Source organism: Corynebacterium nasicanis (assembly GCF_042658165.1).
GTDB lineage: Bacteria > Actinomycetota > Actinomycetes > Mycobacteriales > Mycobacteriaceae > Corynebacterium > Corynebacterium nasicanis.
Genome location: NZ_JBHSQE010000009.1, coordinates 104,818 through 125,905 on the forward strand (window position 1 = coordinate 104,818; position 21,088 = coordinate 125,905).

Annotated in this window: 20 protein-coding genes, 3 tRNA genes and 1 pseudogene; 16 read left to right on the forward strand and 8 right to left on the reverse strand. The window is 64.9% G+C overall.

Translation table 11 applies throughout. The annotated features are described in order from the left end of the window. The first annotated feature begins 220 nt into the window (after positions 1-220). The 6 genes and pseudogenes from gyrA (at position 221) to ACFPUZ_RS09135 (ending at position 4,694) form a co-directional block, all read left to right on the forward strand. On the forward strand, positions 221-2,845 hold the full coding sequence (gene gyrA / locus ACFPUZ_RS09115; protein ID WP_377001607.1) for a DNA gyrase subunit A: 2,625 nt from the start codon (positions 221-223) through the stop codon (positions 2,843-2,845). Between the two features lie 3 nt (positions 2,846-2,848). Further along, complete coding sequence (locus tag ACFPUZ_RS09120; RefSeq protein WP_377001608.1) at positions 2,849-3,193, forward strand: DUF3566 domain-containing protein; 345 nt, start codon at positions 2,849-2,851, stop codon at positions 3,191-3,193. 72 nt (positions 3,194-3,265) lie between these two features. Further along, positions 3,266-3,342: transfer RNA gene (locus ACFPUZ_RS09125), tRNA-Ile, on the forward strand. Between the two features lie 8 nt (positions 3,343-3,350). Then, positions 3,351-3,423: transfer RNA gene (locus ACFPUZ_RS09130), tRNA-Ala, on the forward strand. A gap of 146 nt (positions 3,424-3,569) precedes the next feature. Continuing rightward, positions 3,570-3,716: pseudogene (locus tag ACFPUZ_RS13235) on the forward strand (tyrosine-type recombinase/integrase); the annotation flags it as partial. A 96-nt stretch (positions 3,717-3,812) separates the two neighbouring features. Then, positions 3,813-4,694 (forward strand): tyrosine-type recombinase/integrase, encoded by an 882-nt coding sequence (locus ACFPUZ_RS09135; protein ID WP_377001609.1) that lies wholly within the window; start codon positions 3,813-3,815, stop codon positions 4,692-4,694. A gap of 608 nt (positions 4,695-5,302) precedes the next feature. Here the strand turns inward: ACFPUZ_RS09135 and ACFPUZ_RS09140 are convergent. Both ACFPUZ_RS09140 and ACFPUZ_RS09145 read right to left on the reverse strand, forming a co-directional pair. Further along, positions 5,303-6,340, reverse strand: a complete 1,038-nt coding sequence (locus tag ACFPUZ_RS09140; protein ID WP_377001610.1) for an AAA family ATPase — start codon at positions 6,338-6,340, stop codon at positions 5,303-5,305. Next, positions 6,337-7,011, reverse strand: coding sequence for an HNH endonuclease domain-containing protein (locus ACFPUZ_RS09145; RefSeq protein ID WP_377001611.1), 675 nt, complete (start codon positions 7,009-7,011; stop codon positions 6,337-6,339). The genes ACFPUZ_RS09140 and ACFPUZ_RS09145 overlap by 4 nt, the downstream gene beginning before the upstream one ends. Before the next feature lie 684 nt (positions 7,012-7,695). Between ACFPUZ_RS09145 and ACFPUZ_RS09150 the strand changes: the two genes are divergently transcribed. Continuing rightward, positions 7,696-8,241, forward strand: coding sequence for a recombinase family protein (locus ACFPUZ_RS09150; RefSeq protein ID WP_377001612.1), 546 nt, complete (start codon positions 7,696-7,698; stop codon positions 8,239-8,241). Positions 8,242-8,289: 48 nt separating this feature from the next. Here the strand turns inward: ACFPUZ_RS09150 and ACFPUZ_RS09155 are convergent, their stop codons facing one another. Beyond that, complete coding sequence (locus ACFPUZ_RS09155; RefSeq protein ID WP_377001613.1) at positions 8,290-8,673, reverse strand: hypothetical protein; 384 nt, start codon at positions 8,671-8,673, stop codon at positions 8,290-8,292. 67 nt (positions 8,674-8,740) lie between these two features. On the opposite strand from ACFPUZ_RS09155, the gene ACFPUZ_RS09160 reads away from it, so the two are divergent. From ACFPUZ_RS09160 to ACFPUZ_RS09170, 3 genes are all read left to right on the forward strand, one after another. Continuing rightward, positions 8,741-8,832 (forward strand) — tRNA-Ala (locus tag ACFPUZ_RS09160). A gap of 302 nt (positions 8,833-9,134) precedes the next feature. Next, positions 9,135-10,331 carry an NAD(P)/FAD-dependent oxidoreductase gene (locus tag ACFPUZ_RS09165; protein WP_377001614.1) on the forward strand — a complete coding sequence of 399 codons (1,197 nt, stop codon included), beginning with the start codon at positions 9,135-9,137 and terminating at the stop codon, positions 10,329-10,331. A 43-nt stretch (positions 10,332-10,374) separates the two neighbouring features. Next, positions 10,375-11,271: a cation diffusion facilitator family transporter gene (locus ACFPUZ_RS09170; RefSeq protein WP_377001615.1), complete on the forward strand. Its 897-nt coding sequence runs from the start codon at positions 10,375-10,377 to the stop codon at positions 11,269-11,271. Here the strand turns inward: ACFPUZ_RS09170 and ACFPUZ_RS09175 are convergent. Together ACFPUZ_RS09175 and ACFPUZ_RS09180 are read right to left on the reverse strand one after the other, a co-directional pair. Beyond that, positions 11,268-11,525 (reverse strand): hypothetical protein, encoded by a 258-nt coding sequence (locus ACFPUZ_RS09175; protein ID WP_377001616.1) that lies wholly within the window; start codon positions 11,523-11,525, stop codon positions 11,268-11,270. The two genes, ACFPUZ_RS09170 and ACFPUZ_RS09175, sit on opposite strands and share 4 nt — an antisense overlap. Positions 11,526-11,609: 84 nt before the next feature. Further along, a complete protein-coding gene (locus ACFPUZ_RS09180) occupies positions 11,610-12,266 on the reverse strand; it encodes a hypothetical protein (RefSeq protein ID WP_377001617.1) in 657 nt (218 codons plus the stop codon). Between the two features lie 303 nt (positions 12,267-12,569). Between ACFPUZ_RS09180 and ACFPUZ_RS09185 the strand changes: the two genes are divergently transcribed. Both ACFPUZ_RS09185 and metE read left to right on the forward strand, forming a co-directional pair. Next, on the forward strand, positions 12,570-13,544 hold the full coding sequence (locus tag ACFPUZ_RS09185; protein WP_377001618.1) for a methylenetetrahydrofolate reductase: 975 nt from the start codon (positions 12,570-12,572) through the stop codon (positions 13,542-13,544). A 58-nt stretch (positions 13,545-13,602) separates the two neighbouring features. Then, complete coding sequence (gene metE / locus ACFPUZ_RS09190) at positions 13,603-15,918, forward strand: 5-methyltetrahydropteroyltriglutamate--homocysteine S-methyltransferase (RefSeq protein WP_377001619.1); 2,316 nt, start codon at positions 13,603-13,605, stop codon at positions 15,916-15,918. A gap of 63 nt (positions 15,919-15,981) precedes the next feature. Here metE and ACFPUZ_RS09195 read toward each other — a convergent pair whose 3' ends face one another. Then, entirely contained in the window at positions 15,982-16,758 is a 777-nt protein-coding gene (locus ACFPUZ_RS09195; protein ID WP_377001620.1) for a helix-turn-helix transcriptional regulator, read from the reverse strand. A gap of 147 nt (positions 16,759-16,905) precedes the next feature. Between ACFPUZ_RS09195 and ACFPUZ_RS09200 the strand changes: the two genes are divergently transcribed. Both ACFPUZ_RS09200 and ACFPUZ_RS09205 read left to right on the forward strand, forming a co-directional pair. Further along, the gene (locus ACFPUZ_RS09200; RefSeq protein WP_377001621.1) at positions 16,906-18,012 is read left to right on the forward strand and encodes an S-(hydroxymethyl)mycothiol dehydrogenase; all 1,107 of its coding nucleotides are present in this window, start codon (positions 16,906-16,908) and stop codon (positions 18,010-18,012) included. Beyond that, positions 18,012-18,641: an MBL fold metallo-hydrolase gene (locus tag ACFPUZ_RS09205; protein ID WP_377001622.1), complete on the forward strand. Its 630-nt coding sequence runs from the start codon at positions 18,012-18,014 to the stop codon at positions 18,639-18,641. The genes ACFPUZ_RS09200 and ACFPUZ_RS09205 overlap by 1 nt, the downstream gene beginning before the upstream one ends. Here the strand turns inward: ACFPUZ_RS09205 and ACFPUZ_RS09210 are convergent. Further along, positions 18,635-19,090: a hypothetical protein gene (locus tag ACFPUZ_RS09210; protein WP_377001623.1), complete on the reverse strand. Its 456-nt coding sequence runs from the start codon at positions 19,088-19,090 to the stop codon at positions 18,635-18,637. The two genes, ACFPUZ_RS09205 and ACFPUZ_RS09210, sit on opposite strands and share 7 nt — an antisense overlap. A 51-nt stretch (positions 19,091-19,141) precedes the next feature. Between ACFPUZ_RS09210 and ACFPUZ_RS09215 the strand changes: the two genes are divergently transcribed. Both ACFPUZ_RS09215 and ACFPUZ_RS09220 read left to right on the forward strand, forming a co-directional pair. Beyond that, entirely contained in the window at positions 19,142-19,663 is a 522-nt protein-coding gene (locus ACFPUZ_RS09215) for a peptidylprolyl isomerase (RefSeq protein WP_377001624.1), read from the forward strand. Positions 19,664-19,737: 74 nt separating this feature from the next. Then, complete coding sequence (locus ACFPUZ_RS09220; protein WP_377001625.1) at positions 19,738-20,385, forward strand: rhomboid family intramembrane serine protease; 648 nt, start codon at positions 19,738-19,740, stop codon at positions 20,383-20,385. Positions 20,386-20,821: 436 nt separating this feature from the next. Here ACFPUZ_RS09220 and crgA read toward each other — a convergent pair whose 3' ends face one another. Beyond that, positions 20,822-21,088 (reverse strand): cell division protein CrgA, encoded by a 267-nt coding sequence (crgA, locus tag ACFPUZ_RS09225; protein WP_377001626.1) that lies wholly within the window; start codon positions 21,086-21,088, stop codon positions 20,822-20,824.

Sequence of the window (21,088 nt, forward strand, 5' to 3'; positions counted from 1 at the left end):
GGGGGAGTGTAGGGCCCAAATCCTGAAACCAATGAGGTCAAAGTGACATATTCCAGCTGAAAAGTGGCATCTAACCACCTTCCAGGCGTGCAGCACACGGCACACTCCAGCCTGGTGGCAGAGTGATACCACTGGGGCGTCGATAAGCGTCGTGCGCGGCCGCAGAGGGCCGAAAGGGTAGGATCAAGGGGTATTTCAGCCCCGAAACAGATAGGTGATCATGAGCGACGACACCACCCAGGGTGGCGGCGACCTCTTCGACCGCATCCTCCCCATCGACATCAACGAGGAGATGCAGACCAGCTACATCGACTACGCGATGTCCGTCATCGTCGGTCGTGCGCTGCCGGAGGTCCGCGACGGCATGAAGCCCGTCCACCGCCGCATCATGTACGCGATGTTCGACTCCGGCTACCGCCCGGACCGCGGTTACGTGAAGTCCGCCCGCCCCGTCTCCGACACGATGGGCCAGTTCCACCCGCACGGCGACGTGGCCATCTACGACACCCTCGTGCGCCTCGCGCAGCCGTGGAACATGCGCTACCCGCTGGTCGACGGCCAGGGTAACTTCGGCTCCCGCGGCAACGACGGCCCCGCCGCCATGCGATACACGGAGTGCAAGATGTCCCCGCTGGCCATGGAGATGGTCCGCGACATCCGCGAGAACACCGTCGACTTCTCCCCGAACTACGACGGTAAGACCCGCGAGCCGGATGTCCTGCCCGCGCGCGTGCCCAACCTGCTCATGAACGGTTCCGGCGGCATTGCCGTCGGTATGGCGACGAACATCCCGCCGCACAACCTCAATGAGCTCGCCGACGCCATCTACTGGCTGCTGAGCAACCCCGAGGCGGACGAGAAGGAGGCCCTCGAGGCGTGCATGAGCTTCGTCAAGGGCCCGGATTTCCCGACCGCCGGGCTCATCGTCGGTGATCAGGGCATCAAGGACGCCTACACCACCGGCCGCGGCTCGATCCGCATGCGCGGTGTCACCTCCATCGAGGAGGCGGGTAACCGCCAGACGATCGTCATCACCGAGCTTCCGTACCAGGTCAACCCGGACAACATGGTGGCCAACATCGCGGAGCAGGTCGCCGCGGGCAAGCTCGCCGGCATCTCGCGTATCGACGACGAATCCTCCGACCGCGTCGGCCTCCGCATCGTCATCACCCTCAAGCGGGACGCCGTGCCGCGCGTGGTGCTCAACAACCTGTACAAGCACTCCCAGCTGCAGTCGAACTTCAGCGCCAACATGCTCTCCATCGTCGACGGCGTGCCGCGTACCCTGCGCCTCGACCAGATGCTGCGCTACTACGTCGCCCACCAGATCGACGTCATCGTCCGCCGCACGCAGTACCGCCTCGACGAGGCCGAGGAACGTGCGCACATCCTCCGCGGCCTGGTCAAGGCCCTCGACATGCTCGACGAGGTCATCGCGCTCATCCGTCGCTCGCCCACCGTCGACGAGGCCCGGACCGGCCTCATGTCGCTTCTCGACGTCGACGAGACCCAGGCCGACGCCATCCTCGCCATGCAGCTGCGCCGCCTGGCGGCCCTCGAGCGCCAGAAGATCGTCGACGAGCTCGCCGAGATCGAGCTCCAGATCGCCGACTTCAAGGACATCCTGGCCAAGCCGGAGCGGCAGCGCACCATCGTGCGTGAGGAGCTCGAGGAGATCGTCCGCAAGTACGGCGACGACCGCCGCACCCAGATCATCGCCGCCACCGGCGACGTCTCCGAGGAAGACCTCATCGCCCGCGAGAACGTCGTGGTCACCATCACCTCCACCGGCTACGCGAAGCGCACCAAGGTCGACGCCTACAAGTCGCAGAAGCGCGGCGGCAAGGGCGTGCGCGGTGCGGAGCTCAAGCAGGACGACGTGGTCCGCCACTTCTTCGTCTCCTCCACCCACGACTGGATCCTCTTCTTCACCAACTTCGGTCGCGTCTACCGGCTCAAGGCCTACGAGCTGCCCGAGGCCTCGCGTACCGCGCGCGGCCAGCACGTGGCCAACCTGCTGGAGTTCCAGCCGGAGGAGCGCATCGCCCAGGTCATCCAGATCCAGACCTACGAGGACGCCCCCTACCTGGTGCTCGCCACCGCGCAGGGCCGGGTGAAGAAGTCCCGCCTCACCGACTACGAGTCCGCCCGCTCCGCAGGGCTCATCGCCATCAACCTCAACGACGACGACCGCCTCATCGGTGCGGCCCTGTGCTCGGATGACGACGACCTCCTCCTCGTCTCCCAGTACGGCCAGTCCATCCGCTTCACCGCCGACGACGACCAGCTGCGCCCCATGGGCCGCGCCACCGCCGGCGTCAAGGGCATGCGCTTCCGTGGCGACGACCAGCTGCTGGCCATGTGCGTCGTCCGCGACGGTGACTTCCTCCTCGTGGCCACCTCCGGCGGCTACGGCAAGCGCACCCCCATGGAGGACTACAACTCCCAGGGCCGCGGCGGCCTCGGCGTGGTCACCTTCAAGTACACCCCGAAGCGCGGTCACCTCATCGGCGCCGTCGCTGTCGACGAGGACGACGAGATCTTCGCCATCACCTCCGCCGGCGGCGTCATCCGCACCGAGGTCAACCAGATCCGTCCCTCCTCCCGCGCCACCATGGGCGTGCGCCTGGTCAACCTGCCTGACGACGTCGAGCTGCTGGCCATCGACAAGAACGTCGAGGAGGAAGGCGAGGAAGAGGCCGAGGCAGTGGCCAAGGGCAACGTCACCGGCCCCACCGAGCGACGCGCCCAGAAGGCCGACATCGTCGAAGAGGGCATCCAGTCCGTCGTTGACCCGGCCGACTACGAGGACGACGACGAGGGCGACGACGAGGGCGAGGAGTAGACCATGGCCAGCCGCACCCTCGCCATCACCCGCGTCTCACCGCTCTCCGCCTTCCGCGTGGGCCTGGCCATGTCCCTCGTGGGTCTGGTCGCCTGGCTCATCGCCGTCGCCCTGCTCTACGTGGGTGTCGACGCCGCCGGCATCTGGGACCAGGTCAACTCCCTGCTGGGCGACATCGGTGGCGAACAGACCGTGACCTTCGGTCTCGTCATGTCCATCGCGGCCCTCCTCGGCGCCATCAGCGCCATCCTCACCACCGTCCTGGCCCCCTTGGCCGCCGTCGTCTACAACGCTGTTGTCGACCTCTTCGGCGGCCTCCAGCTGGCCACTCAAGAGGAAGCCGACTAGTCAGATTTACCGCACCTGACCAGGCGATTTGTCTATCAGGTGCAACACTGGCTAATGTTATCAACGTTCCAAGGGCCTATAGCTCAGTCGGTTAGAGCGCATCGCTGATAACGATGAGGTCGCAAGTTCGATTCTTGCTAGGCCCACCAGGAACAATGGGGCATTAGCTCAATTGGTAGAGCATCTGCTTTGCAAGCAGAAGGTCAGGAGTTCGATTCTCCTATGCTCCACGAAACAGCAGGTCAGAGGGTGTTTTCACCCCCTGGCCTGTTTTTCGTTTCCGGGTTTGTCCTGCTCAAGGACAGATCCATTATGGCACGACACCCCCGCCCGTCGTGACTGTCCGACGACGGACAGGGGTAGTTATGGCACGGTTATGGCACGGAATTCTTGGGGATCCACCCGGAAGCTTCCCAGTGGCAGAGTCCAGGCCCGGTACCTCGGTCCCGACGGTAGGACGTACAAGGCCCACGACACATTCCCGGATAGACTCTCTGCACTCGCGTGGCTGGCAGAGGTTCGCAAGACGATCGACCTGGGTGTGTGGGAACCGCCCGCTGTGGTAGCAGTCAGGCCTACGGTCCCAACCGTCGGTGAGGCCGTTGAACACTGGCTGAGCGTGATCAAGGCCAGCGTGCGTGCCTCCACGTACGCCACCTACGCGGCTGTGGTGAACAACCGGGTCTTGAACGATGACGCGTTGTGCGCAATCCCGCTGGACCACCTCACGGTCGCAATGGTGGGGCAGTGGTGGGAACGCACTATCACGCGGTGGCCTGATACGGCCCCGCGCAACCGGTCCGCGTACCAGAAACTCCGCGCTGCGGTAGCGCTGGCGGTGGAGTACGGGCACCTCGACCACAACGTCGTGAGCCTGCGGGCTGCTCGCCGTCGCGTGAAGCCTAAGACCAAGGACCTGCCCGATACTGCGGATATGCTCTCGATCCTGAACATGGTCCCTCACCGGTTCCGTCTGGTCACGGTGATGTGCCTGTTCCACGGGCTGCGGGTGGGTGAGGCGCTGGCCCTCAAGGGCCGACACATCGGTGGTAACTCGATCACGGTGGAGGGAAACCTTGTCCGCGTCCTCGACAGCGAAGGACGCTCCACCATGATCCACCATGAGCCAAAGACCCCGGCGGGGTACCGCACTGTCCCGGTCCTGGCTGAGTTCGTCCACGTCGTCCAGGAACACGTGAGCACGTACCAGCCCGGCGCGGACGGCTACGCCACCACCACGGCCAAGGGTGATCCTGTGATGGACACCGTGTACCGCAACGTCTTCCACGCTGCTCAGGACCGCGCGGGGGTCACCGCGCGGATCACTCCGCACTACGGTCGCAACTGGTTGATCACCCGGCTGGCTGAAGCCGGGGCTACCCCGAAGGAGATTGGGCGCATCCTCGGCCAAGAGGATGTGTCCACCATCGTGGGTGTGTACATGCGGGTGCGGGAGTCCCGCCCCGCTGAACTCATGGGCAGGATAAACCCGCTCTCGTAGGCGGGTCCATCACCCTGGGGTGACACGGGACGACCGTCCGGTGGCACGTCGGGTTAGTCGCCGCAGGCGTGCTCATACCTTGGGAAGACGCGCCGGGTTATCTCCGGCGCTCTTCACCATTCATAGGCCAGTACAGGCACCTCTAGGGTGCCGTGGTGGTCGCTGTCTCTCCGGCCAGCTCCACCCAGGGTAGTTACGACCACAGGGTCGGAACCTTGGTGGTTCCTCCACTCGTGAACCGACCTCCGGAAGAGAGGTCGGGCTCATGGTCCTCCCTCACCTGTTCAATCCCCAAGGCCCGTAAGAGGCCCCTGGGTATCTCACAACCGCCGAAGACGATCGTCCCCCGGGGCCCGTGAGAGGCCACGGGGAACTCTCTTGCCCTGTTCACCACAGAGTCGCCGGAGCGACGACCCTGCGGTTCACCGTCTCTGTTCGGATCACGGGACACACACGGTGCCCCTAATCCTCACCGCGCCGAAGGGAGGGGGACGAAGTTCCCCGATAGCAGGGAACTTCAACTAAGGAGATCTATAAGAGGGTGGAACTTGCAATTTGCAACGCTCTGACCTGGGGTTTTGTCCGGAGTTGCAAGTTCGATTGCAAGTTCAACTTGCAAATCTCCTTGTTTCTTCATCGAACCTCAAGGTTGACTCTTTGCTCTTGAGCATGCCGTTGAGCTTCGACACCACGCCCCTGTCTGTGAAGAACTTCCCCTGCCTATTCTTGATACCTTCGGCCTCCAGCTGAGCGGCGACGTGCCGCGCAATGGCTGACTTACCCCGCAGGTCACCGGGTGCGGATACAGCCAGTTCCGCAATCCGCTTGAGGACTTCACTGCCCTTGGGGGCATCTTGATCTTCCTCGGGAAGATCCACAGCATCGAGAAGCTGGATCCGGTGGTCGTCGTCGAACCTGGCCTTGAGGTGGATCGGTTTGTTCAGGTTGCCCGCTGACTTGATCTCAACGGTTGACCCGTTGATCTTGTACACGCCGATGATCTCGCGGAACATGCCCTTGTACGTCGTGTTACCCATTGAATCGTGAAGGACGTTGCCGGTGGCTTTGTTCGCGTGGTGGATCACCACGACGGGGACACCGTGGAGGTTGAACGGCTCCACGATGGCCTTCACGCTGGAGGCTGCTTCATCGCTGACGTTGGATGCTCCACCCTTGAATCCGTCTGTGTTATCGACGATCACAAGGTCAATCGCGCCGTACTTGGCGCGGGTGTAGAGGTCTTGAGGAACAGGGCCGTTGGTGGGGACTCTCTCCACGCCCACCCGGTCAAGGTCCGCCCCGGCGCTCTGGAGGCGTCCGGCGTACTCCTTCTCAAGGTTGCCCTCGGTGCCGATGATAAGGACGCTCTTCGGGCCGGTGCCCGTCGTCGGTTCGATCCCGAGAAGAGGTTCACCCCGCGTGTACGCGGTTGCGATGTTCACCACGAACCGGGACTTGCCCGACTTCGGTAGGCCGATCACGCCCGTGTACGAGTCGCACACAAGACCGGGGTAGATCCATTCATCGGTGCTGCTACCGGGGGCATCAAGCCACTCTCTCACCGTGGTGTCCGCTGGCTTGCTCACCCACGCGTCGAACATCTCCTGTGCTTCGGCGTCGGTGAGTCCCCGAACAGGTGCCGTCACTGTGTCACCTCCGCATCCTGGCGGACATACACGACGAACTCTCCGTTGTGGTCGCTGTCCAACCACTCCGCAATCGCCGGGGCCCAGGGCGAGCCGTAGAAGTCAACGCCCGCGTGTCCGTCGGCGTAACCTGCGTAGCTCATGATGGGCTGCAGTTCCTCCGGGGCATCGCGGTACGCTGCCACAGCGCGCCGGTTGTACTTATAGCGGTTCCACTCATGCGAGCACGGGACGATGTTCCTCATGACGTGACCCGCTGACCCCTTGAGGGACAGCGGCTCGATGTGGTCAATCTCCCGGCTGTGGGGGTGCCCCTGCCCCTTCACCAGGGGTTTACCGGTGTAGAAGCACTTCCACGGGTCGATGCCGTTCTTCTTCCAGTACGCGAGTAGCTCCACCGGCTTGATGCTGTCCGCAAGCGCTCCGGCTGTGCGCGCCCTCTTCAGACCGCTGTCCAACGCTCCCTGAAGCCCGTCGTTCTTGTGGTGCCACGCCCGCATCCTGGCGCGGTGGCAGTCGCGGCAGTGTCCGGACTTCCCTCCTGCACCGTTCTTGTCGTTACCGAACTCTGCGGAGAGCGTCTTGGTCTCTCCGCACTGGATGCACTGGCGCAGATCTACCAGTGCCAGTCTTGCCCGCTCTTCGCGGAATGCCTTGTCAACATTGGTCATTCAAACTTCCTCTCGTTTGTGGTGTGGGTTTGGGTTGTGCTGAATCCGGGGTGTGGTGGTTCTCCTCTCTCTGGAATCGGGTACACGTCTCCTACGACAGGTTGGTACTCCACTCTTCAGTTTTCACACAACGGTTCTAGACTAAGCGGTCTAGATCGACCGGGGAAATCATTATAGCACACGTGTCAAACCGGGATGTAACGACACGCTGCTCGGGTCCGGCAATGTTGTTGATGCGTCACCATAGATCTGGAACCCGTACGCGGGACGACACCCGCAATCACGCTCGGTGTTTAACCAAGGGGCGGGGGTGGACCCCCTGGGGGTGGGGAGTGTTGTATTCCGGTAGCGCGTCTGATAAGGGGCCTAGATGCCCGTCTGCCGCCCTCTGGGGCGACGGGGTATCTCCAGGGCCACGCGTGGATGCTCAACACCCTAGAGGGGCGCGCACAGCCCGGCGCGCCGGGTAGCGCGCTGCTCTACTGCGGGGTCCTGGCACGGTCTGTGCCGCTCTCCCCGCAGGGGCGGCCCCCTCCCGGGTGCCTAAGTGGGGTACACCCTAGGTGGACACTCTCCCTGGCTGCAAACTGCGTCTAAATAGGGTGGGTAGGGCCATTGTTGGACAAGTGTCTTCCAATGCCTTAGAGTCTAATTAGACATTCACCAACGAAGAGGGAGACGGACATGGGGCAGATCATCGGATACCAGCGCGTGAGCACGCTCGACCAGAACACGGAACGACAGCTCGACGGCGTGGAGTGCGACAAGGTGTTCACGGACAAGGCCAGTGGCAAGGACGCTAACCGCCCTGCTCTGGCACAGGCGATGGACTACGCCCGCGAAGGCGATACCGTGGTGGTCCACTCGATGGACCGCCTGGCACGCAACGTTGATGATCTACGCCGGGTGGTGCGTGAACTCGCCGCCAAGGGGGTCACCGTCAAGTTCCACAAAGAGGGCCTCACCTTCACCGGTGAGGACTCTCCGATGAACAACATGCTGCTGACAATGCTGGGTGCCGTGGCTGAGTTTGAACGCTCGATGATCCTTGAGCGACAGCGGGAGGGTATCGCCATTGCCAAAGCCAAGGGCAAGTACAAAGGCCGCAAGGCGGCGCTGTCCTCCGAACAGGCCGATGAACTCAAGGCCATGAGGAAGGCAGGCAAGTCGGTTACCGCGATCGCGGATCACTTCGGCATCAGTCGGCAAACCGTTTACAACTACAGCTAGAAACAAGAATGCCCCCGCTCAATGGCGGGGGTTTACTCGTCGGCGGGGTTAGGCGAAAACTCGCACCCTGGCACGGCCATCGAAGAAGCAATTGTTCTCCTCCTCCCGGTCCTCGACCAGATCAAGGCCACGGTCAAGAACCGTGTCCCACACGGGGATAAATACGTCCTCGTTGTCGTGGACCTGGGTGGAGTGGATAGCGAAGACGCGCCCGTCCTCCACGTCCGCGTACGCAAGGAACGACTCGTCAACAAGAACGTGGTCTTCCTCTTCGGTCACGTGCTCTGCAATGGCGATGATCGCCTTCGCAAGGTCGACGATCGCGCCGGTCTCCTTCATCTCGCGGAAGTACGCGTCCTCCCACTCGACCCACTCGCGGGTGCCCTTCTCGTGCGGGTTGGCCTTGCCGATGAACTTAGAGGTAGTGCTCATGGTGTGTGTCCTCCTAGGACTTATGGCACGTGTGTGGCACGCGCCGGGGTACAGTGTCATTCCATGAGCAGGGCTGTCACCGGATAACGCTGTGACCTGCGTGGATGCTCCATCTGCTTTGCAAGCAGAAGGTCAGGAGTTCGATTCTCCTATGCTCCACGAACAAGCAGGTCAGAGGGTGTTTTCACCCCCTGGCCTGTTTTTCGTTTCCGGGTTTGTCCCTGTCGAATTCACCCCTGTCGAATTCACGCTGTTGAAACGAGTCCCCAGAGCCCGGAAATCGCGCCCCTTCGACCGGCTGAATTCGACGAGGCCGTGGCCCGCCCCGCCGTTGTGTAACTGAGATCACAAATCCAGGCCCCTCCGACGCGAGTCACTGCTAGGGTGAATATAAATCTCGCACATTCATCCCGCCGGTCACTCATCAACCGCCCGGGATCACACCAGACGGAGGGATCACCATGACCATCCATCATCGGATCGTCATCATCGGCGGCGGCAACGCCGGCATCAGCGTCGCAGCGCGGCTGCGCAACAAGGGCGAGTCGGATATCGCCGTCATCGAGCCGAAGGACAAGCACTACTACCAGCCGCTGTGGACCATGATCGGCGGCGGTCAGGGCAGGATCGAGACCACGGAGCGCGATCAGGCGTCCGTCATGCCGCAGGGCGTGGCGTGGATCAAGAGCGCGGCGGAGAGCGTCGACCCGGAGAACAACGTCATCACGCTCGTCGACGGGATCACCGTCTCCTACGACTACCTGGTGGTGTGTCCGGGTATCCAGCTCGACTGGGACAAGACACCCGGCCTGCCCGAGGCGCTGGAGACCCCGAGCGTGTCCAGCAATTACCGCTTCGATCTCGCACCCAAGACGTGGGAGATGATCCAGCGCACCCGCAGCGGTACCGCGGTGTTCACCATGCCGAGCGATCCCATCAAGTGCGGCGGCGCCCCGCAGAAGATCTGTTACCTGGCGGCGGACTACTGGCGCCGGGAGGGCGTCCTCGACCACATCCACGTCATCCTCGTGCTGCCCAGTCCGGGCATGTTCGGCGTCAAGGTCTTCTCCGATGAACTGGCCACGGTGGCGCAGGAGTACGGCATCGACGTGCGTTTCAGTTCGGAGATGACGGGGATTGACGGGGCGTCGAGAAGCGTGACCATCCGGAACAACGCCTCCGGCGAGGAGGGGCAGATCCACTACGAGATGCTGCACGCGGTGCCGAAGCAGTCGGCGCCCGACTGGGTGAAGCGGAGTCCGCTGGCGGATCCGGATAACCCGCTCGGTTACGTGCAGGTGGATCCGGGCACGCTCCAGCATGTGCGGTACGCCAATGTGTTTTCGTTGGGTGATGCGTCGAGTTGCCCGAATTCGAAGACTGGGGCGGCGATCCGTAAGCAGGCGCCGGTGCTGGTGAAGAACCTGCTCGCGGTGATGAAGGGGCGGGTGCCGGCCCCGGAGTATGAGGGCTATGCCTCGTGTCCGTTGGTGACCTCGCGGCGCACCGTGCTGCTGGCGGAGTTCAACTATCAGATGGAGCCGACGCCGTCGATCCCGTTCATCGACACGACGAAGCCGCGCTTCGACATGTGGCTGCTCAAGCGCTACGGCCTGCCGTTCATGTACTGGAATCTCATCCTCAAGGGTCGCGCCTGACCGGGGCATTTTCAATAGCGTTTCAATAAGCTAGGGTAGGGTCATGGCACACGATCATGACCACGGGCAGGCGCCCCTGCGCGCCCTGGGAATCGCCGTCGGCATCACCGGCACGGTGTTCCTCGCCGAGCTCATCGGCGGACTCGTGTCCGGCTCGCTCGCGCTGCTGTCCGACGCCATGCACATGCTTTCCGACGCCGCCGGCCTCATCATCGCCCTCCTCGCGGCGCTGGTCAGCCGCCGGGCCGCCACCGCCAGCGCCACCTTCGGGCACCGACGCATCGAGGTGCTCGCCGCGCTCCTCAACGCCCTGGCGGTGACGGGCGTGGTGGTGTGGATCCTCATCCAGGCCATCGGGCGTATCGGCGGGCACCACGACATCGACACCACGCTCATGCTCGGGGTGGCCGTCGTCGGCCTCGTGGCCAACGCGGCCTCCGCGTGGGTGCTGTCCCGCCACCGGCACGGCAACCTCAACATCCGCGGTGCGTTCCTCCACGTCATCGCGGACATGCTCGGCTCCGTGGCGGTCATCATCGCCGCCCTGGTCATCCGGTGGACCGGCTGGATGCACGCCGACACGCTCGCCTCCCTGGCCATCGTCGCCTTCGTGCTCCCGCGCTCGCTCAGCCTCCTGTGGCACACCCTGGAGGTACTCATGGAGCGCGCGCCCCGGGGCGTGGACACCCGGGAAGTGGAACGCGCCCTGGCGGCCCTCCCCGGGGTACAGGCGGTGCACGACCTGCACGTGTGGTCCACCGACGGAGTCACCCCGCTGGCCACGGCCCACCTCGTCGTCGAGGAGAATTGCGTGACACCCGGCGAGTGCGGCCTCCTGGGGCGGGCGCAGGAGGCCCTGCGCGCCCTGCACATCGAGCACTCCACCATCCAGCTCGAGCACCCGGGCCACGTGGCGCACGAGGCGGTCTGTCGGCCCTAGTGGCCGCGGATGGCGGTGTCCTCCATCATCTCCACGTCCCAGCGCGCGATCTCCGCGGCGGGCACGGAACGCTGCTCGCCGTGGAGGTCCTCGCACTCGAAGGCTGCCTCCGGGTCCTCGGACTCGAGCACGGCGCGCAGCCGCTCGACGTGGTCCACCTCCGCCAGCCCGTTCTCGTCCTTCTCCTGGGACTGGGCGCGGAAGTACAGGGTGAGGTCGTCGATGGTCGTGACGGTGAGCACGTTCATTCGCATGCGCCCGAGCCTACCTGTGCCCTGGGTCACGCGCAGGGCAGCAGAAAGCGCCCCCTCCCGGTGGGGAGAGGGCGCTGACGGGGACTACTTCTTCTCGCCGGCCTCGGCGTCCGGATCGGTGACGTCATCGACGGTCTCGTCATTGATCGGATCGTCGCCGGTCACATCGTCCTCGATCTCGAACTCACCGGCCTCGTCCTCTGCGGCCTGGCGGTGCTTCTCCAGCTGCTCGTCCAGGGAGTCGAGCAGCTCATCGTCGCGCTCGGTGGCGCCGGACTCGGTGGAGTAGACGAGGGTGGACTCGGTCTCGGTCTCCGCCCCGGAGAAGTCCTCCACGCGCGGCGGAGTGTCGCCCGGAACCTGCTGCTGGCGGGTGAACCAGTAGACGGCCCCGCCGATCGCGGCGATGAGCAGGGCGGCGAGGGCGCCGAGGCTCCAGTTGCGGCGGCACTGCGCCTTCTTGGCGCGCTTACGGGCCGGGGTGTTGTCGGCGGCCTTGGCCAGGCGCTTCTTCGCGGCATCGAGGCGGGCGTGGGCGGCCTGGGTGACGACGCCGGCTTCCTTGCGGCCTTCGTCGATAAGCCCCTCGCCGCGGGCGCGCAGGGCCTCGATATCGACGCGATCGGCGGCCTCGGAGAGGAGGTCATAGGCCTCGCGGGCCTTCTTCTCGTTGTAGTCCTTCACGCGGTCACGGACGGTGGAGAAAGCATCCAGCAACATCTTGATGGTGGCGGGGTTCACGGTGTGCTCCTTCGGGTAGTTCTGTCTGCCCTCCACAGTAGCGAGGAACCCCCACATTGTGCGCGGAAAGACGGCCCCCTTCCCTGCGAAAACCAAAATGGACAGCTTGGTTCATTTTTGAGCCGAAAAACGGCCTTCCGCGCGAATTATATTCACGCCGGCCAGGATGTATATCAGCAGGTCAGGCGCCCATCCCAACATCATACCTTTAGAAAAAATACCCGCCGCAAACCCTTGGCTTGCTACATTCACAGCCACTTGCCCAACGGGCCATTCGAGGACAATCGAGAAGGAGGAGATGACATGAACGCAGCCGCGCCCCAGTACAGCGCCAAGCGTCGATTCTCCGCCTCCGCCCCGTTGGACACCTTCGACCCGGAAGAGCACCGGCAGGCCCACGTCCCCGCGCGTACCTCCCTGTCCTTCGAGGTCATGCCCCCGCGCCATGACGCCGACGAGGCGAGCATCGACGAACTGCTGCGCACCCTGCAGTCCTACAACCCGGACTACATCTCCGTCACCAGCTCCCGGAACTCCGGCTGGCTGGAGGGCACCGCCCGGTTCATCGAGAAGATCAACGCCCGCACCCGCATCCCCACCCTCGCCCACCTGGCCTGCACCGCCGGCACCCGCGAGGAACTCAGCGGCTGGATCAACCGCCTCATGGACTCCGGGGTGCGCGGCCTGCTGGCCCTGCGCGGCGACCTCGCCGAAGGCCAGACCGAGATGCCGCCCGGCTACCTCCGCCACGCCACGGACCTGATCAACCTCATCCAGTCCATCGAGGATTCGCAGGTCGCCCGCTTCGGCGCCGGTCGCCTGGCCATCGGCGTCGCCGCCTACCCCAGCGGCCACGAGGAATCCCACAACATGGACGAGGACATCGACGTGCTGCTGACCAAGCAGCGCCTCGGCGCGGACTTCGCCATCACCCAGCTCTTCTTCGACGCCGAGGACTACCTCCGCTTCGCCGAGCGGGCCCGCCTGGCGGGCGTGCGCATACCGCTCATCCCCGGGATCATGCCGATGACATCGGTCGCGAGACTGCGCCGAATGGGCCAGCTCTCCGGGCTCACCGTCCCCGACCGGCTCCTGCGCCGGCTGGAGGCGGCAGGCCCGGAGAGCGAGTACCAGACGGGCCTCGACCTCACCGCCGAGCTCGCGCAGACCATCCTGGCCGCCGGTGCCGGAGGAATGCACGTGTACACGTTCAACCGGCCGGACACCACCACCGAGCTGCTCGACCGCATCGGCATCGCGCGCCCGACCACCGGGTGACACCCGTCCACATTTCACCGATAAACTCCCCCAGTTTCTTCGAAAGGTCTCTCTTTTCATGTCTGCCTCTGCTTTCCCCACCTTCACCATCGAGGGCTACCCGCGCGTCGGCGCCAACCGCGAGCTGAAGAAGGCCCTCGAGTCCTTCTGGGCCGGCCGCATCGACGAGGAGACCTTCACCTCCTCCGCGCACTCCATCCGCGTCGAGAACTACGCCCGCCTGCGTGACCTGGGCCTCGACCAGGACTACGCCATCCCGGCCGACGTCGCCCTCTACGACCAGGTGCTCGAGACCGCCGTCACCGTCGGCCTCGTCGGCGGCGAGGCCCCGGAGATCGACCTCACCGAGTACTTCGCCCTGGCCCGCGGCAACGCCGAGCGCTCCCCGCTCGAGATGACCAAGTGGTTCGACACCAACTACCACTACCTCGTGCCGGAGGTCTCCGCCGACACCATCATCACCCCGCGTCCGCAGCGCATCCTCGACATCGTCAACGAGGCCAAGGCCGCCGGCCACGTCGTCCGCCCCTTCCTCGTCGGCCCGGTCACCCTGCTGGCCAAGTCCAAGGCCACCGAGGACGCCGGTGAGGGCTTCAACCCGCTCTCGCGTCTCGACGACCTCACCAACGCCTACCAGACCATCCTCGCGGAGCTCAACGACGCCGGCGTCGAGTGGATCCAGCTCGCCGAGCCCGCCCTGGTCGCCGACCTCACCATCGCCTCCGACGAGGAGCTGGCCACGCTGGCCGGCGAGGTCTACGGCCGCATCCTCGGTGAGGAGAACCGCCCGCAGGTCCTCATCACCACCCCCTACGGCGCCCTGCGCGCCGGCCTCGACGCGCTCGTCGCCGCCCAGCCGGAGGCCCTCGCCGTCGATCTGGCCCCGGTCACCCTGGGCAACGAGGAGGGCTACGTCGCCCGTGTCGCCGAGGCTCTCGCCGGCACCGACATCACCCTGGCCGCCGGCGTCATCGACGGCCGCAACATCTGGGCCGCCGACCTCCGCGAGCGCCTCGCGGTGCTGGAGGAGCTGAAGAAGGGCGGCGTCGAGAAGCTCGCCGTCACCTCGTCGGTCTCCCTGCAGCACGTCCCGCACACCGTCGCCGTGGAGAAGAACCTCCCCGTCGACGTCGCCGGCTGGCTCTCCTTCGCCGACGAGAAGATCGGCGAGGCCCAGGCCCTCGCCGCCGCCCTCGAGGGCGGTTCCGTCGCCGCTGCGGACGCCTTCGCCCGCTCCGACCGCGCCGTGCGCACCCGTCGCGAGTCCGCACGCACCCACAACCAGGCTGTCCAGGACCGCGTCGCCGCGCTTCCCGACGGCCAGGTCGCCCGCGAGCCCGAGTTCGCCGGCCGCGTCGAGGCCCAGAAGTCCCTCGGCCTGCCGCAGCTGCCGACCACCACCATCGGCTCCTTCCCGCAGACCACCGAGATCCGCAAGGCCCGCGCCGACCACCGCTCCGGCGCCCTCACCGACGATCAGTACACCGAGGCCCTCAAGGACGAGGTCAAGTCCGTCATCGAGCTGCAGGAGCGCCTCGGCATCGACGTCCTCGTCCACGGCGAGCCCGAGCGCAACGACATGGTCCAGTACTTCGCCGAGCTTCTCGACGGCTTCGTCACCACCGAGCACGGCTGGGTCCAGTCCTACGGCTCCCGCTGCACCCGCCCCTCCATCGTCGTCGGCGACGTCTCCCGCCCGGAGGCCATGACCGTCGAGTGGGCCAAGTACGCCCAGTCCCTCTCCGAGAAGCACGTCAAGGGCATGCTCACCGGCCCCGTCACCATCCTGGCCTGGTCCTTCACCCGCGACGACGTGCCGAAGTCCGTCTCCGCCGACCAGATCGGCGTCGCCCTGGCCGACGAGGTCGCCGACCTCGAGGCCGCCGGCATCGACATCATCCAGATCGACGAGCCCGCCCTGCGCGAGCTGCTGCCGCTGCGCGAGGAGGATCGCCCGGCGTACCTCGACTGGGCCGTCCGTTCCTTCCGCCTCGTCTCCCTCGACGCGCAGCCGACCACCCAGATCCACACCCACCTCTGCTACTCGGAGTTCGGTCAGATCATCGACGCCGTCGCCGCCCTCGACGCCGACGTCACCTCCATCGAGGCCGCCCGCTCCCGCATGGAGCTGCTCGCCGACCTCGACGAGTCCTTCCACTCCGAGATCGGCCCGGGCATCTGGGACATCCACTCCCCGCGCGTCCCGGACGTCGCCGAGCTCACCGAGCTGATCAAGGCCGCCCTGGTCAACGTGCCCACCGAGCGCCTCTGGGTCAACCCGGACTGTGGCCTGAAGACCCGCGGCTACGCCGAGACCGAGCAGTCCCTGCGCAACATGGTCCTCGCCCGCGACCTCGTGGTCGAGTCCCTGTAGTACCTGCGTAGTACCTGCGTGATCGCTGCGGGCCCGGTTCCACCTCAGGTGGAGCCGGGCCCGTCAACGTGTCTGCGCCCTGCTCCGCGTGAGGGACTGTACCGCCAGCTCTGTCCGGCGGGTCACCTTGAACTTCTTCATGAGGTTACCGACGTGATATTTGATGGTGTTGGTTGAGAGATGCAGGTGGGAGGCGATTTCGGCGTTCGTCTTTCCTTGGATGACCAGACTGAGCACCTCCCGTTGGGCATCCGTCAGCCCGTCCAATTCCTCCACCGTGGTGCGGGGTTCATCCAGCGGGAAGACGATGTTGAGAAGCGATCCCCATCCGGCGGTGGAGTTCACGTCCCAGCGACCGCTGGTGCGCTCAATTCTCTCCGACACATGGCGAAAAATGTCGTCGGAACGTTCACGTCCGCCAGCGCCGTCGTCACGGAACTCCACCAGCAGATTCGTGCCGTCGCAGTCCCACTTGATTCTCACCCGGGACACGTCATGGTCCTCCAGGCTGATGAGGACCAGCTGGCGAACCACATCCCGGGCCGCGTTGGCGACGGAGACGGGCAGTGCGCGCCCCCCTTCAGGCGGCGGGACGAGGTCGAATGTCAGTACCTCATGCCTGACCAGGGTCGCCAATTCCTCCTCGAGTTCACGGAATGCCGAATCCACCGGCTCGATCCCTCCCCGTGACTTAGGAGGATCGTTTCTCAGCGTCAGGACACCGTCTGAGGCGATCCGCTCGGCCTCCACGCGGGCAGCCTTGTCCGAAAGGGTTCCTGACCGGAGGACCGCCAGCACCGACTGAAGAAGGATCATCGGCGTCTCCGAGTTTGATGTCATGACCGCCACCCTACCCATGTGGGTAGTCAGACTGTCCAGCCTGGCCATTATGCCCCCGCGACCCAGCCCTTAACCTCAGATACATACCGGGCAGCGGAGACGATCTCGAGCCCGCGCCTTCCGACCCTTGCGCCCCAGGAGGACCACGTGAGCACCACAGTCACCGGAATCATTTCCCGCGAGAAGGGAGCACCAGTTGAGATGACTGACATCGTCATCCCGGATCCCGGGCCTCACGACGTCATCGTCACGATCCAGGCCTGCGGAGTGTGTCACACAGATCTGGCGTACCGCGACGGTGACATCGCCGACGCCTACCCATTTCTCCTGGGCCACGAGGCAGCCGGCATTGTCGAGACAGTCGGTGACGCTGTCACCCACGTGGAGGTGGGAGATTTTGTCGTCCTCAACTGGCGGGCCGTCTGCGGTGAGTGCCGCTCCTGTCGCAAGGGCGAGCCGAAATACTGCTTCAACACCCACAACGCCTCCCGCAGGATGACCCTCACGGACGGCACCGAGCTCACCCCGGCCCTGGGCATCGGGGCCTTTGCCGAGAAGACCCTGGTCCACGAAGGTCAGTGCACCAAGGTCAACCCGGAGGTGGACCCGGCTGCCGCTGGTCTACTGGGATGCGGGATCATGGCCGGTCTGGGAGCTGCCGTCAACACCGCTGAGATCACACGCGGGGAATCCGTAGCCGTCTTCGGACTCGGTGGCGTCGGCATGGCTGCAGTTGCGGGCGCGAAGCTTGCCGGGGCGACCACCATTATCGCCGTGGACATCGATCCGCAGAAGCTGGAATGGGCGAAGGAGTTCGGCGCCACTCATGTCATCGACTCTTCGCAGCTCTCCGGTGAGGGCGAAGATGCGGAGGTCGTCGCCCAGATCCGGGACATCACCGGCGGAGTAGGTACCGACGTCGCCATTGACGCCGTGGGCATCATGACCACCTGGCAGCAGGCCTTCTATTCTCGCGACCATGCCGGCCGGATGGTTATGGTCGGAGTCCCCAACCTGACGTCGCACATCGACGTCCCGGCCATCGATTTCTACGGCCGCGGTGGATCCCTGCGCCCGGCCTGGTACGGCGATTGTCTGCCCGAGCGGGACTTCCCGCTCTACGTCGATCTGCACCTGCAGGACCGTTTCCCGTTGGACAAGTTCGTCTCCGAGCGCATCGAGCTGGGTGACGTTGAGGCGGCCTTCGACACCATGAAGTCCGGCGACGTGCTGCGTTCGGTGGTGATCCTCTGATGAATCGCCTTCGTGTGGACCATGTCGAAACCTCCGGAAAGTTCATTCTTGACGGCGGAGAGTGGGATGTAGACAACAACATCTGGATCGTCGGCGATGACTCTGAGGTGTTCATCATCGATGCAGCTCATGATGCTGCTCCCATCATCGAGAAGGTGGCGGGCCGCAGGGTCAAGGGCATCATCTGCACCCATGCCCACAATGACCACATCACCGTCGCCCCCGAGCTGTCGAGGAAGCTGGACGCCCCCATCTATGTGCATCCAGGCGACCAGATGCTGTGGGAGGAGACCCACCCGAGCCTGGCCCACGAGGACCTGGCCGACGGCCAGGTCTTCCAGATCGCCGGCACTGACATGCAGGTGCTGAACACCCCCGGGCATTCTCCCGGATCCTGCTGCCTCTACCTGCCGGAGGCAGATGAGCTCTTCTCAGGAGACACTCTCTTCCAGGGTGGTCCGGGAGCGACAGGGCGGAAGTACTCTTCCTTCGACACCATCATCGCCTCCCTCCAGAGGTCGGTGCTCGATCTGCCCGCGGAGACCGTCGTACGCACCGGCCACGGCGACCACACCACTGTCGGTGCGGAGGCCCCACATCTCGAAGAGTGGATCAAGCGCGGCTACTGAGACCGGGACCAGGCCCGCGGTGATTTCGGGCGTAGTCCCCGGTAGTCCCCGATGGCCAGGGAGGCCAGGCCGCTACGCAGAAGGTGGGAGGCCCCCGCCAGATAGGCCGCGAGTCCGGCGAACGGGAATAGGGCGCCGAAGATGATCGGTCCGTCGACAAGCAGAAAGAAGAAACCGGCCACGGTGCCACCGACGAGGATGAAAAGCATTGCGACCCACACCTGTGCTCGAGGGAGAACGTAGAGGATCAGTGCGAAGACCAGCGCGGACATGCCGATCACGGTGCTGAGCCATAAAGCCCGGCTGGGGAAGGAGCTCTCCGGAAGGTCCAGCACCGCGCGCACCACTCCGGCGGCCACAAAGAGCAGCTCCGGAATCGGGATGGCAGTGAGCCACCTGATGCGCTGTGCCCGGAAATAGGCCTCCACGTTTGGCTCCGTCGTGTTCATAGCTCCATGATGCCTACGCCTGCGCCCGCTCGCTTCGCTAGACTGTCCCGCATGACCAACAAGACCGCTACTGCGACTCTGCACACCAACCGTGGTGACATCGTCATCGAGCTCTTCGGCAACCATGCCCCGGCCACTGTGGCCAACTTCGTCGGCCTGGCCGACGGTTCCAAGGAGTACTCCACCGAGAACGCCTCCGGCGAGAAGTCCGGCCCGTTCTACGACGGCGCCGTGTTCCACCGCGTCATCGACGGCTTCATGATCCAGGGCGGCGACCCGACCGGTACCGGCCGCGGCGGCCCGGGCTACATGTTCGCCGACGAGTTCCACCCGGAGCTCCAGTTCGACCGTCCGTACCTGCTGGCCATGGCCAACGCCGGCCCGGGCACCAACGGCTCCCAGTTCTTCATCACCGTGGGCCCGACCCCGCACCTGAACAACCGCCACACCATCTTCGGTGAGGTCGTGGACGAGGAGTCCCGCAAGGTCGTCGACGCGATCGCCACCACCCCGACCGATCGCATGGACCGCCCGAATGACCCGGTCATGATCGAGTCCGTCACCATCTCCTAGAGTTCCACCCGCTTGTTGGCCCGCGCGTTGCTTATCGACGTCGCGGGCCTCATCGATTCCGGGAAGAGGCCCCTGTGAACACTCTGCGCCGCTGGTGGGTCGAGGCCCCCGCCACCACGTTCTTCACCGCTGTTGCGGTCATCGTGTACCTCATCACCGCGGTGGAGTCGCGCTCCCTCATGGAGAACCTCCATGATTCCGCGCTGGGGTCGGCGTGGGTGCTCTACGGGCCGGAGGTGTCGACCGGGGGACTCGACCGGCTGCGGGCGCTGGGGGCGGTGTTCCTGCACATCGACCTGGGGCACGTGGCGATCAACAGTTTCCTGCTCATGCTGGTGGGCAGGGAGATCGAGAAGTTCGCGGGCACGCCCCTGTACGTGGCGGCGTTCCTGGCCGGGGGGATCGGGGCGAGCGCGACGGTGCTGTGGATGGACTGGTCGCAGCCGACGGCCGGGGCCTCAGGGGCCCTGTTCGCGCTCATGGTGCTGCTCGTCGGCGTGGCGCGGGTGCGGGGCGGGGACCTGCGCGCGCCCCTGACGCTCGTGGCCGTCAACGTGGCGTACACGTTCCTGGCCCCGTCGGTCTCGTTGTGGGGGCACATGGGCGGGCTGCTGGCGGGGGCGGCGATGGTGGTGTTCTTCGTGCACCGGGACGTCCGGGTCCGCTGGGTGGGGGTGCTCGCGGTGCTGGCGGCGGCGTGCGGCGCGGTGCTTCTCGTCTGACCTGTGACTGGATAGTTATCCACAGGCTGGGGATGGATCTGTGGAGAGTGTGAAGAATCTCTCCTCGGGGCACTTCTCCCCAGCCTGTGGATAACTGTGTGGACAGTTTTCCCCACCTGCGCAGATGTTCGAATCTCCTGGGGAAATGCCATGTCCCAGGGGTGCTGTGCGATTCTCCGGGTGTGTCATTCGAAAAATCACACCGGTGTAACTATCCACAGTGTGGATAACTCCTGTGGATGAATCCGCGCGCGGCGAACGGTGGATAAAACGGTGGAATCCAGGGCGGAACTGGGGATAACTCCTCCCGTTGTGCACAACCGTCACACGCGTCCCGCTACCCACGGCGCCCTCCCTTCGCAGCCTTGGCAGGACATCGGGGCATGAAAAAACCACCCCGGCCGCAACAGCTGCGGCCGGGGTGGTGGGGAGAAAGTTAGCGCCACCCCATGGTCATGAGCAACCCCAGGACGAAGAGGCCGAACCCGATGGCGTAGTTCCACACGCCGAGCCCCACCATGAACGCGATCTGGTGGCCCGCGAGGTAGTTGACCACCAGCCACAGCAGGCCGAGGAGCATGAGCCCGAACATGATGGCCTTGTACCAGAGCGGAGTGCCGCCGGTGTTGATCTTCACCGGGGTGCGGTTGGCACTGGAGGTGGAGGCGGGGATGGCGTTGCGGGTGATCTTCGCCTTCGGCAT

Coding starts and splice junctions, on each gene's coding strand:
- gyrA (WP_377001607.1), top strand. CDS start 221: ATGAGCGACGACACCACCCAGGGTGGCGGCGACCTCTTCGACCGCATC.
- ACFPUZ_RS09175 (WP_377001616.1), bottom strand. CDS start 11,525: ATGCGAATGAACGTGCTCACCGTCACGACCATCGACGACCTCACCCTG.
- ACFPUZ_RS09210 (WP_377001623.1), bottom strand. CDS start 19,090: ATGAACACGACGGAGCCAAACGTGGAGGCCTATTTCCGGGCACAGCGC.
- ACFPUZ_RS09165 (WP_377001614.1), top strand. CDS start 9,135: ATGACCATCCATCATCGGATCGTCATCATCGGCGGCGGCAACGCCGGC.
- ACFPUZ_RS09195 (WP_377001620.1), bottom strand. CDS start 16,758: ATGACATCAAACTCGGAGACGCCGATGATCCTTCTTCAGTCGGTGCTG.
- metE (WP_377001619.1), top strand. CDS start 13,603: ATGTCTGCCTCTGCTTTCCCCACCTTCACCATCGAGGGCTACCCGCGC.
- ACFPUZ_RS09155 (WP_377001613.1), bottom strand. CDS start 8,673: ATGAGCACTACCTCTAAGTTCATCGGCAAGGCCAACCCGCACGAGAAG.
- ACFPUZ_RS09150 (WP_377001612.1), top strand. CDS start 7,696: ATGGGGCAGATCATCGGATACCAGCGCGTGAGCACGCTCGACCAGAAC.
- crgA (WP_377001626.1), bottom strand. CDS start 21,088: ATGCCGAAGGCGAAGATCACCCGCAACGCCATCCCCGCCTCCACCTCC.
- ACFPUZ_RS09120 (WP_377001608.1), top strand. CDS start 2,849: ATGGCCAGCCGCACCCTCGCCATCACCCGCGTCTCACCGCTCTCCGCC.
- ACFPUZ_RS09170 (WP_377001615.1), top strand. CDS start 10,375: ATGGCACACGATCATGACCACGGGCAGGCGCCCCTGCGCGCCCTGGGA.
- ACFPUZ_RS09215 (WP_377001624.1), top strand. CDS start 19,142: ATGACCAACAAGACCGCTACTGCGACTCTGCACACCAACCGTGGTGAC.
- ACFPUZ_RS09205 (WP_377001622.1), top strand. CDS start 18,012: ATGAATCGCCTTCGTGTGGACCATGTCGAAACCTCCGGAAAGTTCATT.
- ACFPUZ_RS09145 (WP_377001611.1), bottom strand. CDS start 7,011: ATGACCAATGTTGACAAGGCATTCCGCGAAGAGCGGGCAAGACTGGCA.
- ACFPUZ_RS09185 (WP_377001618.1), top strand. CDS start 12,570: ATGAACGCAGCCGCGCCCCAGTACAGCGCCAAGCGTCGATTCTCCGCC.